The sequence below is a fragment of the Corynebacterium tuberculostearicum genome (genome assembly GCF_032821615.1).
Classification (GTDB): domain Bacteria; phylum Actinomycetota; class Actinomycetes; order Mycobacteriales; family Mycobacteriaceae; genus Corynebacterium; species Corynebacterium tuberculostearicum_H.
This window is the reverse complement of the sequence record NZ_JAVBIF010000001.1, coordinates 30671-45845: the sequence shown is the minus strand read 5'-3', so window position 1 is coordinate 45845 and position 15175 is coordinate 30671. Positions and strand designations below refer to the sequence as shown.

The following is a 15175-nucleotide window of genomic DNA, read 5'->3' as shown; positions in this document are numbered from 1 at the left end:
ATTTACCCGCTGCGTAAAATCGCCGCCTGCCCATTGGGAAAATACCCGCACTACCGCGCAAAGGAGGCTGAAAAGATGCCATCCGTACCTTCACCCTTTAGGGGCCGCAAGAAACCCGAGCCTCCTAGTAAGCCCACTTCCCTGCCGGTACCACCGGAGCGAGCCATTGAACATTGCCGCGTCTTTGTGGATGGCGAGGCGCTTCCGGGAGAGTATTCCACCAGCTCCGCGCTGGAAGCCATTGAGGAGTACGGCCGCGGATTTATTTGGGTGGGCCTGCATGAGCCCTATGAATCCCAGATGACTAAGGTGGCCTCCCAGTTTGGCATCCACGAACTTATCGTGGAAGACGCCGTTATGGCCCATCAACGCCCTAAGCTCGAGCGCTACGATGATCAGCTCTTCGTGGTCGCACGTTCCGTGAACTACCGCGATCATGATGAGGTCACGGATAAGCGCCAGATCATTTCCACCGGCGAGATCCAGATGATCATGGGCTCCAACTTCATCATCACCGTGCGCCACGGCGCAAAGCTACCCAACCTGGCTTATACGGTGGAAGATGAGCAGGACTTGGTAGAGCTTGGCCCGGTGGCCATGGCCTGGAAGATCCTGGATATGATGGTGGACCGCTACTCGGAGATTTCGCGCCTTATCAGCATCGAGGTCGATGAGCTTGAAGAGGAGATCTTCACCCCGAACCTCAAATTTGATGTAGACCGCATCTACATGTTCAAGCGTGAGGTGCTGGAGATGAAGCATGCCATTGACCCACTTTCGGTGGCACTGAAATCCATGGTCTCTGACCACAAGGATTTAATTTCCAAGCAATTGCGCTCCTACCTGCGCGATGTCAACGACCATGAGCTCGTGGTGAAGGACCAAGTATCCAGCTTCGATGAGCGCCTTACCTCGCTTATCGACGCCTCCGTGGCCAAGGTAACGATGCAACAGAACTCGGATATGCGCACCATTTCCGCGGTCGTTGGCATGTGGGCCGCGCCTACCCTTGTGGCGGGTATCTACGGTATGAACTTCGACATCATACCGGAGCTGCACTGGGCGCTGGGATACCCCATGGCGATTATCATTATGATCTTGGTCGTTGTGGGCCTGTGGGCTTGGTTCCGAAAGAACCACTGGCTCTAATCCCTCCGGTACGCTCGTGCACTATGAGCGATATCGCTGTTTACGGCGCTACCGGGCTGGTCGGCCAATTGGTGGCGCGCTACCTTGCCTCGATTAACGCGCCCTCTGTGACTCTGGCCGGCCGGAACCGACCGGTGTTAGCCGCGCTGCGCGATGAACTCAATCCGCACTGGGACATCGCCATCGCCGCCGCCGATGATGCCGCCGCTGTGGAGCGCATGGTGGTAGGTACCAAGGTGCTAATCACCGTGGTCGGCCCCTACAGCCTGTATGGAGATTACGTCGTTGCCGCCTGCGCGCGCCATGGCGTGGACTATGTTGACCTCTGCGGTGAGGTTCCTTTCATTCGCCGGAGCATCGACTCCCACCACGCCACCGCCCAATCCACGGGTGCGCGCATCGTTCACTCCTGCGGCTTTGATTCCGTGCCCTCGGATATGGGCATGCTTAATCTCTATCAGGCGGCAGGAAAGCCGTTTGCACGGGTGCAGATGGTCGTCGACAAGCTCAAAGGCGGAATCTCACCGGGCACCATCGAGTCTTCCCTGCAGGTCTCGCATGCCGCGCACGCGGACAAAGAGGTAGCCCGTAACCTGCACAATCCTTACTCGCTGGACCCGGATCCCAAGGCCGGGCCACGCTTAGACGGCCTCCAAAAAGACTTCGAAATTAAAGAGCTCGACGGCGTGGGCTGGGTAGGCCCCTTTTTCATGTCCATGTTCAATACCCGCGTGGTGCGCCGCTCTAACGCTCTGCTGGGGCGCGCGTGGGGAGCACGCCTGTTTTACAAAGAAGCATGGTGGGCTGGCACCGGACTTTCCGGTCGCGCACGCGCCTATGGGCTGGCGCTCGCCACCAAGCTACTTTTTGATGGCACTCAGTCGCGCCTGCGCCCACTGGTGGAAAAGGTCCTGCCCAAGCCCGGCCCTAAGGGCGCGCATTTCCAAGTCAGCCACCACGGGACTACCGAAGATGGCGAACACTGGCGAGCAGCTGTGTCGGCACAAGGCGACCCGGGCTACGAGGTCACGGCAATGATGCTGAGCCAGGCTGCGCTTTGCTTGCTCGATTCGCGCTCTAATGCCGGCCGTGCAGGCGGCGTACTCACCCCGGTCACCGGACTTGGAAAGCCCTATCTACAGCGGCTTTCCGCCCACGGCATGTCGTTTACCGCTGCTCGGGTCAACTAGCGCAGAATCATAGTACGCAAGGTGGTGCGGGCGATAAGGTCGCGGCCTTGCCACATATCGACGCTCCACACGTGGGTGCGGCCGCCTAGCTGCACGGGCGTAGCCACGGCTTCTAACTCGCCCTCACCTGTGGAGCGAATGAAGTCGCTGGAGTTATTGACGCCGACCGCTGGGGCGTCGGCAGCCGCCACGCTGGCAATGGAGGCCACGGTTTCTGCGATGGAGCAATACAACCCGCCGTTGGCTACTCCCCAGGGTTGGTGATGCTCCGGCAGCACCTGCAGTTTCGCACGGGCCTCGCGCGGGCCCACGTGGGTGAACTGCAGTCCTAGCAATTCCGCAAGGCCGCCGTTTAAGGCATTGAGAGACTCCAGTTCTTCAGCATTGAGCACTCGCGTGTGCGCGAGGTGGAGCAAGTCATTGAGTTTCTGCGTATCCGACATAGTCCACCAGCCTAGCCATTGACGCCAGTCTCGCATCCTAGTGACGTAGGATAGGCAGCATGACTGATAAGAATGAACTTGCTCAGATTGGCGTCGTGGGATTGGCGGTCATGGGCTCTAATTTGGCCCGTAACTTTGCCCGCAACGGCAATACCGTAGCGGTGTATAACCGCAGCCCTGAAAAGACTCATGCGCTCATTAAGGCCCACGGTGAGGAAGGCAACTTCGTGCCCTCGGAAACCATCGAGGACTTTGTGGCTTCCTTGGAGCGCCCGCGCAAGGCAATCATCATGGTCAAGGCTGGCAAGGCCACCGATGCCGTCATCGATCAGCTGGCCGAGGCCATGGATGAGGGCGATATCATCATCGACGGCGGCAATGCTTTGTTCACTGACACCATTCGCCGCGAGAAGGACGTAGCCGCCCGCGGCAAGCACTTCGTCGGCGCCGGAATCTCCGGCGGCGAGGAGGGCGCGCTCAACGGTCCGGCCATCATGCCCGGCGGCCCCAAGGAATCGTGGGAGACCCTCGGCCCGATTCTTGAGTCCATTGCCGCCAACGTGGACGGCACTCCGTGTGTCACCCACATTGGTCCAGACGGCGCCGGCCACTTTGTCAAGATGGTCCACAATGGCATCGAGTATGCCGATATGCAGGTCATCGGCGAGGCTTATCAGCTGCTGCGCTATGGCGCGGGCATGGAACCGGCCGAAATCGCAGAGGTATTCCGCGAATGGAACTCCGGCGACCTTGATTCCTACCTCATTGAAATCACCGCCGAGGTTCTGGCCCAAAAGGATCCGGAGACTGGCGCCCCGCTGGTCGACATCATCGTGGACGCCGCCGGCCAGAAGGGCACCGGCCGCTGGACTGCCATCAATGGATTGGAACTCGGCGTTCCCATTACCGGTATTGCCGAATCCGTCTTCGCCCGCGCGCTGTCCTCCTCCACCGCGCAGCGCGCTGCCGCCCAAGAAGGCCAGCTGCCAGCCGGCACCATCAAGGAGCTGGACGTGGACAAGGCGGAGTTCATCGAGGATGTGCGCCGCGCGCTCTACGCTGCCAAGCTCATTGCCTACTCCCAGGGCTTTGACGAGATTAAGGCTGGGTCCGAAGAATTCGGTTGGGACGTTGACCCGCGCGATCTAGCAACCATCTGGCGCGGCGGCTGCATCATCCGCGCCAAGTTCTTGGATCGCATCCGCGCAGCCTATGACAATAATGCGGACTTGCCCGCCCTCATCCTCGATCCCTACTTCAAGGGCGAGCTGGAAGACCTCATCGACCCTTGGCGCCGCGTGGTCGTCGCCGCTACCCAGCTGGGACTGCCGGCACCGGTCTTTGCGTCATCCCTCTCCTACTACGACAGCCTGCGTGCCGAGCGCCTGCCGGCCGCTCTCATTCAGGGCCAGCGCGATTTCTTCGGCGCCCACACCTTCAAGCGCACCGACAAGCCGGGCACCTTCCACATTGAGTGGTCCGGCGACCGCAGCCTGACCCAGACCGACTAGATTCGCAGTGACGTGATCCGGGGCCCTTCGGGGCCCTTTCACTTTTCTAACAGGCGTGTTGATTCGAATGCGGCGATTCGACTCGCTGCCGATAGGATGGGAAAGCGATGACTACCTTTGCCGATCTCGGCCTTCCCCAGCGCCTGGTACACGTTCTGCACAACGAAGGCATTACCGAACCGTTTCCTATTCAAAAAGCCGCGATTCCCGACGCCCTTGCAGGCAAAGACGTACTCGGCCGCGGCCCTACCGGGTCGGGCAAGACCTATACCTTTGGCCTGCCCATGCTTGCCCGCCTTGCCGGAACAGGTGCATCCAAGCCTGCTCATCCCCGTGCGCTTATCCTCGCCCCAACGCGCGAATTGGCTACTCAGATTCACCAGCGCCTTGATGAACCAGCGGCGACGCTGGGCTTAAGAGTGCTCGCTGTCGTTGGCGGGGTAAATATCAATCACCATATCCGCTCCCTCGCCCGTCCCGTTGATGTCCTTGTCGCTACCCCTGGCCGTGCCCAGGATCTAATTGACCAGGGCAAGCTGCATTTGGATGCGGTCCAGATCACTGCGCTGGATGAAGCCGACCAAATGGCCGATATGGGCTTTTTGCCCCAGGTACGCAAGCTTCTGCGCCTAACTCCGGCGCAAGGCCAGCGCTTGCTGTTTTCGGCAACGCTTGACGGCGACGTCAACAAGCTGGTGGAGCAATTCCTCCATGACCCGGTGGTCCATTCCACTGCCCCGGTGCAAGCTGCAGTGGATTCCATGTCCCATCACCTCTTTTTCGTCGGCGAGCGGCCCGCCCGCAACGAGGTGGTGCTGCGCATCGCTGCCCGCCAAGGCAAAACCATCATGTTCATGCGCACCAAGCACGGCGTGGACAGGCAGGTCAAGAAATTGCGTCGCTCCGGCATCAACGCTTATCCATTGCATGGCGATAAAGGCCAAGGCGCGCGTACCCGCGCAATCGAAGGATTCGCCGATGGCAGCATTCCAGTCTTGGTCGCCACCGATATTGCCGCCCGCGGCATCGATATTGCGGACGTTTCACTCGTCGTTCACGTCGATCCGCCCGCGGAGCACAAAGCCTATCTCCATCGCGCCGGCCGCACGGCGCGAGGCGGTGCTGCGGGTACCGTGATCACTTTGGTCATGGATGAACAACGCAAAGAAGTAGACGCTCTAATAAAGAAAGCCGGGGTCACGGCTACGGAGCACGATATTTCTCACCGTGAAAATCCTGCGGGTGCACCGATACTTAAGGAGATTACGGGCGCTCGCAAACCCAATGGCCCTGCCCTTCCCCCACCCGGGCAGGGCTCGCCCCAGAAACCGGCGAAATCTGTCAAGAAGTCCAACTCTCAACGCCGCCGCTCGGGTGGCAAAGTCGCCCGCCGCCGACGCCGCTAAGTCAAGGAGGTAAACGCTCATGCGCATCTTGAGCCCTGAGGAATGGAGTGCTCAACAGCATGAACACGAAAAGCAAGCCACCGACCGCTTGGAGCGCTTCCGACATCCTGGCAGCTACCACCCTGTTTTCGATTTTCTCTTTGAGTACTACCCCGTACGCCCTTCTCACCTAAAGCGCTGGCACCCAGGTGTAGGAACTGCGCTAACGGGCACTCCTCCGCACGCTGAATGGCGGGATTACCACGCCACCTCAGACGGCATCACCGTCGACATCGGCAGCTTTCTAGAGCGTCGTGGTGACTCGGTTCGGTATATTTCTAATCTGCTTCGGCGTTCCGCTACCAATCCGGCCCACTTTGACTGCTTCGGTCTGCATGAATGGGCAATGGTCTACCACACGGATTCCCCGCGACATTCGCTGCCCTTGCGGCTTGGTGCGGACGGGACCAATCGGGTTGTCGATGAGCACTCAATTAAGTGTTCTCATTATGATGCCTTCCGGTTCTTTACTCCTCCCGCTCGCCCTCTTAACCTCACTGTCCTGCATCGTGAGGATCAGCCCGACAATGACCAGGCAGGCTGCGTACACGTCACAATGGATTTATATAAGTGGGCCTGGAAGCTGGGACCACTGGTTCCAGGCGAACTTTTCCTTGAGTGCCTGGATCTGGCGATTGAAGCGCGCATCCTTGACATGGAGGCGTCCCCTTATGACTGCCGTGATTGGGGACTTGGCGTCGTGCCCATCGAAACACCTGAGGGCAAGGCCGAATACGTCTCGAGGCAAAGAACGCTGGCGCACAAAGCTGAACCACTGCGAGAACGGCTTGTCGCTGTGATAGATCAGGCACTTGCCCCGCTAGAATGAGCCACTAACAACGGCAGTTTGCTTGGGAGGAAAACACCACATGGCACGGCATTCAAACGGGAAAAATAGCTTCGCAGTAGCGGGATGGGTTATTGCGGTGGCTATTATCGCGCTGCTGGCCATAATCGCCCTGGTTACCTTCCTTTTACGCGGCGCGGGCAACGACGACGGCGAAGACTCCGCCGCACCCGCCGCAGTGGAAACCAGCACCGAGGCTGCACCGGAAACCAGCACGGCAGCTGCTTCCAGTGCTTCCACGTCCGATGCGCCCACGAGCTCTTCTTCCTCGAAGAGCTCCGCTCCAGCGACGAGTTCCGCAGCAGCTCCCAAGCCCGATGTGACGATGGCGGCAAATACGCTCCTGCTCTTGGATACCTCTACGGCCATGGCGCCGATGTACGGCCCTGTATCCAAAGCCTTGGGCACCACTGCTTCTGACCTAGCCGCTGACGGCGGAGCAGTTTCTTTGTGGAACTACTCCTCTCCTATCTCTGAAACCGCCACGGTTGGGTTCCGACAAAACCTGGGCTTTGGCGATGGCAACGCTGTATCCGGCACGCTCAGTGGCTTTGGAACTGGCGGTGTTCCGCAAACGCGCAGCGCAGTGGTAGCGGCAGTAGCCAATGCCGCCGACCAAGCTGCAGGCGGCGGCGATAAGGCACGCGTGCTCGTCGTAACTACTGGCACCGAGCAAGACATGGATGATGCTCAATTCACGTCCGCTCTTGAAGACGCCGCCTCCAAGGACGTTTCCCTCAGCGTCGTCCATGTCGGTGAAGGCAATGTCGATGCCGCACTGAAGTCCGCAGCCGATAGCTTCACTTCCGTTGACTCCGCCGATGAGACCCAGCTTTCGGGAGCAATCAACAAGGCCGCCGGCATTTAACAAGGAACCGATTTTTCCCCAGCACCGTACGAAGTCTCGTGCGGTGCTTTAATTTTTGCCCTCAAAAAGACTAGAGCTCTCATACACAGCCCACCCACGGGGCACTTCACCCGATTTAAGCTCAAGGCCGGCACGGGCTCTAAGGCAGAGCTCGACCTCGATACCGCGAGCCACGCAGCACGGAACAGGACGATCTTGCATGTTGTCATCGTGGCGATAGAGATCAAAAATCCACCCTTCTTCCCCGTGAGCTGGGAAGGAGGGTGGATTCTGTGTGGAGGATTTAAGAACTCTTGCGCTTGCGACGAGCAGCCAACTCGTCGAGGCCGACTACATTGTCTTCGGCAAAATCCTCGATGCGCTCCGAAGGGAAGGAAGAAATAGTGCCGGACAGTTCCTTCAAGATGCCCGGAACTGCGATGCCGAAGACGCCTTGACCGCCAGCGAGCAAGTCAATGACCTCATCGTTGGAACGGCATTCATAAACGGTGGTGCCATCGGAGACGAGGGTCAGCTTTGCCAAGTCATTCACACCACGATCACGCAGGGACTCAACTGCCAAACGGATATTCTGCAGGGAGATGCCGGTATCCAGCAGGCGCTTCACGATCTTGAGTACCAGCACATCCTTGAAGGAGTACAGGCGCTGGGAGCCGGAGCCGCGCGCCGTGCGGATGGAAGGGTTGACCAGGTTGGTGCGAGCCCAATAGTCCAGCTGGCGGTAGGTGATGCCGGCTACCTGGCAAGCGATGGGAACGCGGTAGCCCACTTCTTCGTCAGGTCCGACGTCAAAAAGTGATTCCTGCACGTAGGTGGATTCGGACTGGGAGTCCTCGTTAATGCTCACGTAATTACTCCAATGGGGTTTGTTGGAAGTTCTAAAGATCAATTAAAAGCCAAGCACATACGCCCGTCAAGCGCTGCTTGCTCAACTGTCAAGTACAACTTTAGACTTCTCAAACCCCATTGTCACCATTAGTCACACGCGTGTCATTAACTTTTTTCGTCGTCATCCCCCGAAAGGAAATCCTTTTCGTCCATACCCAAAGACCTCATCATGGCTTCAAAATCTGCATCTGCCTGCGCATTTCCTGACGCCGAGGTCGAGGAATCATTGTTTTCGCTGGTCGATAGATTATCGCCTGCGGCGGGGGTGGAAATTTCCAGGTCGAAGTACTCTTTCACATCCGCATCGCTGGCATATACGGATACCTGGGCAAGGAGATCTGCTTCGGCTGAAATAGGGACGTTGAAATATGCGGATACAGCAAGTGCGTCACTTAACCGAGAGTCATAAACCTCTCCGTTCGGAGCCTTGATATCTACCATGAAGGTTCCCTGGTGGTAATTGGCAATTTCAATCGCATCTACCCCGCCAGTGCCCTCTAGTACCTCGCAGATCAGATCGTGTGAGGTGGGACGGTTTGGCTGGTGTCCGTCCAAGACTGCGGCCAGTTGCATACCCTCGATGGGAGAAATCCACACGGGTATCAAGCGGTTTTCTTCCGGCCAGCGCAGCAAAGCGCACACATCGTCTTCGGGGCCGACCTGGTGGATACCGTGGAACTCTAGGGATACATCACTCATAACTACCACTCTCCCACAAAGACGGGAGCGCGTGTGTATTAGGAGTGGTATTCGTCGCGCAGATCCGACTTCACTAGCGTTGCGTGCAAGGACACCACGAGCGCGGTCATTTGCTGGGAGATTTCCTCCGCCTTCTGATGCGCGGTATCGGAATTTGAGTGCGCCACTGGAGCCGCTGCCTGGGAGATCAGGTCTGCCTGTCGGCGGGCGTTATTGCGCAGGGACTTGAGTTCACGGGAGCCGAAACCAAATGCCTTAAGCGCCACCGCGGCCGAGACAATGGCTACGTCGTCGGTATTGAAAAAGCCTGCGACATCCGGGCGGATGAGGCCATATTTAACCAAGGAGGCTACATCATCTTCGCTGGCACTAGCTTGGGTAGCCACCTCTACATCGGTCAGGCGGGTGACCACAGGGGCCTTAAACTGCTGCGGCGAGAGCAGGGTTTCCGCATTTCCTGCGGAAACGATGGCGGTCACCTGGCCGGAATCCATGGCTTCTAGCTGCTCGCGGATAACCTTCAGCGGCGTATAGTTATCGCGCTGAGTGGTGAGAATATACCGCAGTCGGTCCACGTCCTCCTGGGTGAAGCGGCGGTAGCCCGAGGCCGTGCGCTGTGGACTGATGAGCCCCTCAGATTCGAGGAAGCGAATCTTGGACACCGTGACGTCTGGGAATTGCTGATTCAGCGTTTCCAAAACCACGCCAATGGACATGGTCCTTGGCTTCTTAGCTTTAGGGCTGGTGCGGCGTACTGCTGCTGCCGAAGAATCTGCTGGGCTCACTGTGTCTATCTCTTAGGGGTACTGAAAGTTCTTATCGTGCCATAAGCAGACTACACCGCCCCTCCTAGTAAGGAAGTGCGGCTAGTCTACGAAAATAATTAGCTCTGGTTCGCGATGAAAACCAGGCGGAACTTGCCAATCTGGATTTCGTCTCCCACCTCGAGCACCTGGGAGTTGCGGGGCTCGCGGTTAACGTAGGTTCCGTTGAGGGATCCCACATCAACTACCTCGAACTTGCCGTCATCATTCTTGCGAAACTCCGCGTGGCGGCGGGACACCGTAACGTCATCGAGGAAGATGTCTGCCTCGGGGTGGCGGCCGGCGGTTGTAGTCGCCTGATCCAGCAAGAAGCGGGCACCCGCATTCGGGCCACGCTTTACCACGAGGAGGGCCTGACCTTCCGCCAGGTTGTCGGTGCCGGCAGCGGTAGCATCATTGCCATTCGCGCCGTTTTCCATCTCCTTGAGCAGGTCTGCGCGGAATACAGATGTGGTCTCTACCTGTGGTTCCGGGGTTCCGGTGTTCTCGCTCATTGTTACCTCCGGGGATTAGTTACGAGTTACTTATAACAATACTAGCGACTCATGTGAGTCCATGACCCCTTCGCGGGGAATAATTTCACCGAAAAATGTTTCCGATGCCGCTCAGCACGGAATTTCCCTTGCCGGCAAGGGGGTTATCGGAGACCATGTAGGTCCATGTAGCACTCGGACGAGCGAGGCCGGCGTCATCGAGGTGTGCCCCGGCGGCGTCGATAAGCACTGTGCGGAAAGTCTCCACAGACTTGTCGACGGCCCGCTGGGCCAAGTCCTTAAACTCCCTCACCGCAATGCGGTGGTACTCATCGATGGGCGTCTCACGTGCGATGGCGCGCAGGTGGATGGACTCGCGCACATCGTCCATAAGCTCCAGGTGGTCGGCCCAGGCCAAGTCCAAGTGATAGAGCATGATTTCGCGCGCGGCCTTGATGCGGGCTTCCTCAGGAACCTCCGTGAGCTCTGCTGCGCGCTCTGCGGCGCGCTGGGATAGTTCCTGCCAGGCTTGATCAGTATCCAGTAGTTTGGCTCGGCGCTCATCAATAATAATGCGCTGATCCGCCAGGAGCTGGTTATACTTCCAGGTCTGGGCATGAATTTCGAGTAGTTGGCCCTCGGTCACGCGCTGGCAGTGGGCCACGAAATCGCTCACTCGCTTGGATTCAATGCGCCCGTCTTCTGCTGGTTGGGCACGCACAGTCTCGCCGTCGCCGCCTTGCTGGACCACATCGTCTTCAAGGGAGACGAAGAATAGAGACAGGCCCGGATCGCCCTGCCGGCCTGCACGGCCGCGCAATTGGTTATCCAAGCGGGCGGTGCGGTGGCGGGAGGTACCGATAACCGCCAAGCCTCCCAGCTCCGCTACGTCATCGTGGTCAGCTTCGTTAGCACCGCCCAACTTAATATCGGTGCCGCGTCCGGCCATCTGGGTAGAGACGGTAACGCGTCCAATATCGCCGGCCTCGGCCACGATCTCTGCCTCCTGCTCATCGTTTTTAGCGTTGAGCACATTGACGTCGATGCCGCGCTCGCGCAACGCATCCGCCAGATCTTCCGACTCGGCTACATCCTGCGTGCCCACCAGGATGGGCTGACCCGTAGCGTGAATGGTGGCTATTTCCTCCACGATGGCGGCGGATTTATCATCGACTGTCGCGAAAATGCGGTCTTGCTCGTCAAAGCGCTGCAGCGGCTTATTGCGGTCGATCACGGATACATGAAGACCATAGAACTGCCGCAGTTGATCGGTCGCCTCCACCGCGGTACCAGTCATGCCGCACACGAGTGGGTAACGCCGCATAAGCTCTTGCAGCGTGATGGTGTCGAGGATGCGACCGCCTTCGGAAACCTCTAGGCCTTCCTTGGCTTCTACTGCCGCTTGGAGCCCGTCGGGCCAGCGTTGTAGGTCGGCAACGCGGCCCCGGGAGGCGTCGATAAGCTGCAGCTTGCCATCGACCACGATGTAGTGGATGTCCCGGATAAGCAGGGCCTTGGCATGCAGGGCGAGGTTGACCTTCACCAAGATGGTGCCGATATTCTCCTCCGAATAGAGCGAATCAATGCCCAATTCCTGCTCCACGCGGCGTGCACCAGTCTCGGTCAGCTGAACGGTGCGGCCGTCCTCAGAGATGGAGTAGTCCAGCTTCTCGCGCAGGCGGGAAACCACATTGGTGATGTGCCCGGTGGGGGCCTCACCCGGCCGATTACCGGCCAGCACTAGGGGCACAAGCGCCTCATCCACCAAGACGGAATCGGCTTCATCCACGAGGGCAACGTCGCCGGCAGCCTGCACCGTGTGGGAGCGGTCGGTAATTTGATTATCGCGCAACAAATCAAAGCCCAGCTCGTTGACCGGTGCGTAGATAATATCCTGCGCGTAGGCAACGCGGCGCTCGTTCGGTGACATGCCCTCCGTCACCGAGGCGACGCTTAAGCCAAAGAACTCCACGACAGGGCGCATCCATTCAGCGTCGCGGGCGGCGAGATAGTTATTGACGGTAACAACGTGGACGCGTTTGCCACTCAACGCGAAACCTGTAGCCGCCATGGCGCCAACCAAAGTCTTGCCTTCGCCGGTTGCCATCTGGATGACGTCTCCGGTGAGCAGGCGCAGGACTGCCTGGGATTGCACGTTGAAGGGATTCATGCCCAAGGTGCGCTCGCACGCTACGGCCAGGGCCGCGAGGAACTGCGCCTTATCCGCAATCTCGCCGCCTTTCACAGCATCGCGTGCGGCTTGGGCTACAGCTGCGTCGTCTTGCTGGCCCAATGCCCGTGCCGCTTCATCGGCTGAACCCACGATGGCCTTGGATTTCTTATCGTTACGTTCGCTTTGCGAGCCCATTGCCTTCCAGAACCAATCAAACGCGCCCATACCTCATCCTCCTTATTTGGATTGCTCCTATCGACTGTAGTCAACCTGGTATGGCTTGCGGGTAAGAGGCCCGTTATTCTAGTTCTCATGCAATCCGTCAATGTTAAGCTGCCTTCGAGCCGGGGTACCGAGATGGCCGGAACCATCGACTTCCCGGATTCTCCTCCGATCGCCTATGCCATCTTTGCCCATTGCTTCGCCGGCTCCCGCCATACTCCCGGTGCTGCCCGCACCGCGAAGCAGCTCACCGAGTTCGGCATCGCCACTTTGCGTTTCGATTTTCCCGGCCTTGGCCAGTCCGCCGGTGAATTTGGCGATACTACTTTTAGCCAGAACGTTGAAGATATTCATGCCGCTGCCGCCTGGCTGACGGAGAACTACTCTGCCCCACAATTGCTCATGGGCCACTCGCTAGGTGGCGCCGCCGCGTTGAAGGCAGCTACGACCATGAAGTCCCTCAAAGCGGTAGCTACCCTCGGCGCCCCATTTGATCCTGCCCACTCCGTGCTTCACTACGCGGATAAGATTGGCGAGGTCGACGCCAATGGTGAAGTAGAAGTAGTCCTCGGCGGCCGCGGGCTCATCATTTCCCGCAAGTTCTTGGAGGACTTGGCAGATACCAATCCCGAGGAATATCTGCCTAAGCTACGCAAGCCTTTGATGGTGTTGCATTCCCCCATCGACCAAACCGTGGGTATCGATAATGCGCAAAATATCTTCCTCCTCACGCGCTACCCCAAGTCCTTGGTCTCCCTCGACAAGGCCGACCACCTGCTCACCAAGCAAGGTACGGCCGCTCGTGCAGCGGATCTCATCGGTGCATGGGCCGAGCAGTTTATCGTTCCTGATTACCGGCCAGAAGAAGTGGGCACCGACGCCGCCGTTGCGCAGCCGGCCACCGGCACCAAGTTCGGCGTGGTCGTCCGCCACAATGACCATAGCCTCAGTGCCGACCGCACGAAGAAGAATGGCGGCAAGGGTAAGGGCTTTACCGCCGAGGGCCTTATTATGTCCGCGCTGGCTACGGCCGCAACACAAGCAATCAAGGATGCCGGCAAGAAGCTTGCGCTTGACGACGTCCACGTGAGCATCACCCAGACCGGCCCCGCCAGCTTTGAGCGCCGTATCGAGCTTAAAGGGAACCTGTCTGCGTCAGAAGAAACCACGCTGCGCTCTGCCGCGAAGGACACCGATGTGGAGCGCATGCTCGGCAACGTCACCATCGTGGACGTGGACGCGCACTAATGGCAGCCTTTGATTCCTCGCGCCGCTGCCCGTGCGGCACCGGCCTGACCTACGGAGAGTGCTGCGGCAAGTACCATGCCGGCACCAATGCGCCTACCGCTGAGGCGCTCATGCGCTCGCGCTTTAGCGCGTTTGTTACTGGCGACGAAGCTTATCTGCTCCGTACGTGGGATCCCGATACTCGCCCTGCAACACTCGACTTGGCTGATTCTCCCGTCCGGTTTTATCGCCTCGATATCCTGGACACCCAAGCAGGCGGATTGCTCGACAATTCCGGCGTAGTCGAGTTTGAGGCCTTTTATAAAGGTGCGGCCGTTGGCTCACAACGCGAGCGTTCTTCGTTTCGCCGTGTCGGCGGCGCTTGGGTCTACTCCAGCGGCGAGTTTTAGCGCAGGTTACACCCCAAATTTCACAGTAGAATCCTACTGATGTAATCTAGACAAGTCGCACAGTTCGACGGCGGGCTATGGCGCAGTTTGGTAGCGCACTACACTGGGGGTGTAGGGGTCGCAGGTTCAAATCCTGTTAGCCCGACAAAAAGTTCAGCCGGCACCGTGAAGGTGCCGGCTTTTTCTATTCTGCGTTTACACCGCAAGCAAGATCGCAATTCCTAAAAGAATTAAGACCGCTGGAAACAGTACGCTTTCCCACTTTTCTAGTGCTTCTGCAATGCCCGGCCGCGTGGCCACAAACCGCGCTGCCCACACTAGGGGCGCCACGAGGATTAAGAAGACCACGCAATAGATCGCTACCTCAGCCGGCGTAGAGGTGGTAAACACTGGTACATAAACGCCGATATTGTCGCCACCATTGGCAAAAGTCACCCCAGCTACCGCAAGTGCGCTCAGCCTTTTGCCCGAAACGTCCTCATCGTCGTCCTCGCCCCGGAATGCTTGCCACGCTGCCCAGAGGCCCAGAAGCAATGGGATGAGCCCGAAGTAGCGAATCAATTCCTCAGGTAAAACGGCATTAAATCCCAATCCGACAATGGCAGAGGTCGCCAGTATGCCGAGAAAACCCAAATACTGACCTACCAGAATCGCGGGCGCCGTGCCCTTGCGTCCAGCACCACGGGCGAAGAAGAGGGACAACACCACAATGTCATCGATATTGGTGGCCACAAATAGTCCAGCGGCCGCTGCGAGAGTAGAAAACACTCACCCAGCCTATCGCACCATGACACTTGTCATGAAAA

The 15175-nt window shown here is 58.5% G+C and carries 15 protein-coding genes and 1 tRNA gene; 9 read left to right on the top strand and 7 right to left on the bottom strand.

Translation table 11 applies throughout. The features are described 5' to 3' along the window. The first annotated feature begins 75 nt into the window (after positions 1-75). Both RAE09_RS00240 and RAE09_RS00235 read left to right on the top strand, forming a co-directional pair. Positions 76-1149 (top strand): magnesium and cobalt transport protein CorA, encoded by a 1074-nt coding sequence (locus RAE09_RS00240; RefSeq protein WP_302257659.1) that lies wholly within the window; start codon positions 76-78, stop codon positions 1147-1149. Between the two features lie 23 nt (positions 1150-1172). Next, entirely contained in the window at positions 1173-2339 is a 1167-nt protein-coding gene (locus tag RAE09_RS00235) for a saccharopine dehydrogenase family protein (protein WP_316980676.1), read from the top strand. Here RAE09_RS00235 and RAE09_RS00230 read toward each other — a convergent pair. Beyond that, entirely contained in the window at positions 2336-2782 is a 447-nt protein-coding gene (locus RAE09_RS00230) for a PaaI family thioesterase (RefSeq protein ID WP_316980675.1), read from the bottom strand. The genes RAE09_RS00235 and RAE09_RS00230 overlap by 4 nt on opposite strands. 59 nt (positions 2783-2841) lie before the next feature. On the opposite strand from RAE09_RS00230, the gene gndA reads away from it, so the two are divergent. The 4 genes from gndA to RAE09_RS00210 all read left to right on the top strand — a co-directional run bounded on the left by gndA (position 2842) and on the right by RAE09_RS00210 (position 7453). Continuing rightward, positions 2842-4293, top strand: coding sequence for an NADP-dependent phosphogluconate dehydrogenase (gene gndA / locus RAE09_RS00225; RefSeq protein WP_179386491.1), 1452 nt, complete (start codon positions 2842-2844; stop codon positions 4291-4293). 107 nt (positions 4294-4400) lie between these two features. Beyond that, a complete protein-coding gene (locus tag RAE09_RS00220; RefSeq protein ID WP_316980674.1) occupies positions 4401-5699 on the top strand; it encodes a DEAD/DEAH box helicase in 1299 nt (432 codons plus the stop codon). 19 nt (positions 5700-5718) lie between these two features. Further along, entirely contained in the window at positions 5719-6567 is an 849-nt protein-coding gene (locus RAE09_RS00215) for a hypothetical protein (protein WP_005329571.1), read from the top strand. Between the two features lie 40 nt (positions 6568-6607). Further along, positions 6608-7453 (top strand): hypothetical protein, encoded by an 846-nt coding sequence (locus tag RAE09_RS00210; RefSeq protein WP_316980673.1) that lies wholly within the window; start codon positions 6608-6610, stop codon positions 7451-7453. A 283-nt stretch (positions 7454-7736) separates the two neighbouring features. Here RAE09_RS00210 and RAE09_RS00205 read toward each other — a convergent pair whose 3' ends face one another. The 5 genes from RAE09_RS00205 to secA2 all read right to left on the bottom strand — a co-directional run bounded on the left by RAE09_RS00205 (position 7737) and on the right by secA2 (position 12735). Then, on the bottom strand, positions 7737-8300 hold the full coding sequence (locus tag RAE09_RS00205; protein ID WP_225746972.1) for a MerR family transcriptional regulator: 564 nt from the start codon (positions 8298-8300) through the stop codon (positions 7737-7739). A 146-nt stretch (positions 8301-8446) separates the two neighbouring features. Beyond that, positions 8447-9040, bottom strand: a complete 594-nt coding sequence (locus tag RAE09_RS00200; protein WP_316980672.1) for a bifunctional nuclease family protein — start codon at positions 9038-9040, stop codon at positions 8447-8449. A 38-nt stretch (positions 9041-9078) separates the two neighbouring features. Next, positions 9079-9825: a transcriptional regulator FtsR gene (gene ftsR, locus RAE09_RS00195; RefSeq protein WP_316980671.1), complete on the bottom strand. Its 747-nt coding sequence runs from the start codon at positions 9823-9825 to the stop codon at positions 9079-9081. Positions 9826-9923: 98 nt separating this feature from the next. Beyond that, on the bottom strand, positions 9924-10358 hold the full coding sequence (gene odhI, locus RAE09_RS00190) for an oxoglutarate dehydrogenase inhibitor Odhl (protein WP_005324732.1): 435 nt from the start codon (positions 10356-10358) through the stop codon (positions 9924-9926). Between the two features lie 85 nt (positions 10359-10443). Then, complete coding sequence (secA2, locus tag RAE09_RS00185; protein WP_316980670.1) at positions 10444-12735, bottom strand: accessory Sec system translocase SecA2; 2292 nt, start codon at positions 12733-12735, stop codon at positions 10444-10446. Between the two features lie 87 nt (positions 12736-12822). Between secA2 and RAE09_RS00180 the strand changes: the two genes are divergently transcribed. The 3 genes from RAE09_RS00180 to RAE09_RS00170 all read left to right on the top strand — a co-directional run bounded on the left by RAE09_RS00180 (position 12823) and on the right by RAE09_RS00170 (position 14514). Beyond that, positions 12823-13980, top strand: a complete 1158-nt coding sequence (locus RAE09_RS00180; RefSeq protein ID WP_316980669.1) for an alpha/beta hydrolase family protein — start codon at positions 12823-12825, stop codon at positions 13978-13980. After that, positions 13980-14369 (top strand): YchJ family protein, encoded by a 390-nt coding sequence (locus RAE09_RS00175; protein ID WP_179386485.1) that lies wholly within the window; start codon positions 13980-13982, stop codon positions 14367-14369. Before RAE09_RS00180 ends, RAE09_RS00175 begins: the two co-directional genes overlap by 1 nt. A 71-nt stretch (positions 14370-14440) precedes the next feature. Continuing rightward, positions 14441-14514 (top strand) — tRNA-Pro (locus tag RAE09_RS00170). Between the two features lie 50 nt (positions 14515-14564). Here the strand turns inward: RAE09_RS00170 and RAE09_RS00165 are convergent. Beyond that, complete coding sequence (locus RAE09_RS00165; RefSeq protein WP_316980668.1) at positions 14565-15137, bottom strand: cadmium resistance transporter; 573 nt, start codon at positions 15135-15137, stop codon at positions 14565-14567. Between the last annotated feature and the right edge of the window lie 38 nt (positions 15138-15175).

Bases quoted from the DNA above. Each gene is read 5' to 3' on its own strand.
- RAE09_RS00230 (WP_316980675.1), bottom strand. From the start codon at position 2,782: ATGTCGGATACGCAGAAACTCAATGACTTGCTCCACCTCGCGCACACG.
- RAE09_RS00210 (WP_316980673.1), top strand. From the start codon at position 6,608: ATGGCACGGCATTCAAACGGGAAAAATAGCTTCGCAGTAGCGGGATGG.
- gndA (WP_179386491.1), top strand. From the start codon at position 2,842: ATGACTGATAAGAATGAACTTGCTCAGATTGGCGTCGTGGGATTGGCG.
- RAE09_RS00215 (WP_005329571.1), top strand. From the start codon at position 5,719: ATGCGCATCTTGAGCCCTGAGGAATGGAGTGCTCAACAGCATGAACAC.
- RAE09_RS00235 (WP_316980676.1), top strand. From the start codon at position 1,173: ATGAGCGATATCGCTGTTTACGGCGCTACCGGGCTGGTCGGCCAATTG.
- RAE09_RS00240 (WP_302257659.1), top strand. From the start codon at position 76: ATGCCATCCGTACCTTCACCCTTTAGGGGCCGCAAGAAACCCGAGCCT.
- odhI (WP_005324732.1), bottom strand. From the start codon at position 10,358: ATGAGCGAGAACACCGGAACCCCGGAACCACAGGTAGAGACCACATCT.
- RAE09_RS00200 (WP_316980672.1), bottom strand. From the start codon at position 9,040: ATGAGTGATGTATCCCTAGAGTTCCACGGTATCCACCAGGTCGGCCCC.
- RAE09_RS00180 (WP_316980669.1), top strand. From the start codon at position 12,823: ATGCAATCCGTCAATGTTAAGCTGCCTTCGAGCCGGGGTACCGAGATG.
- secA2 (WP_316980670.1), bottom strand. From the start codon at position 12,735: ATGGGCGCGTTTGATTGGTTCTGGAAGGCAATGGGCTCGCAAAGCGAA.
- RAE09_RS00220 (WP_316980674.1), top strand. From the start codon at position 4,401: ATGACTACCTTTGCCGATCTCGGCCTTCCCCAGCGCCTGGTACACGTT.
- RAE09_RS00175 (WP_179386485.1), top strand. From the start codon at position 13,980: ATGGCAGCCTTTGATTCCTCGCGCCGCTGCCCGTGCGGCACCGGCCTG.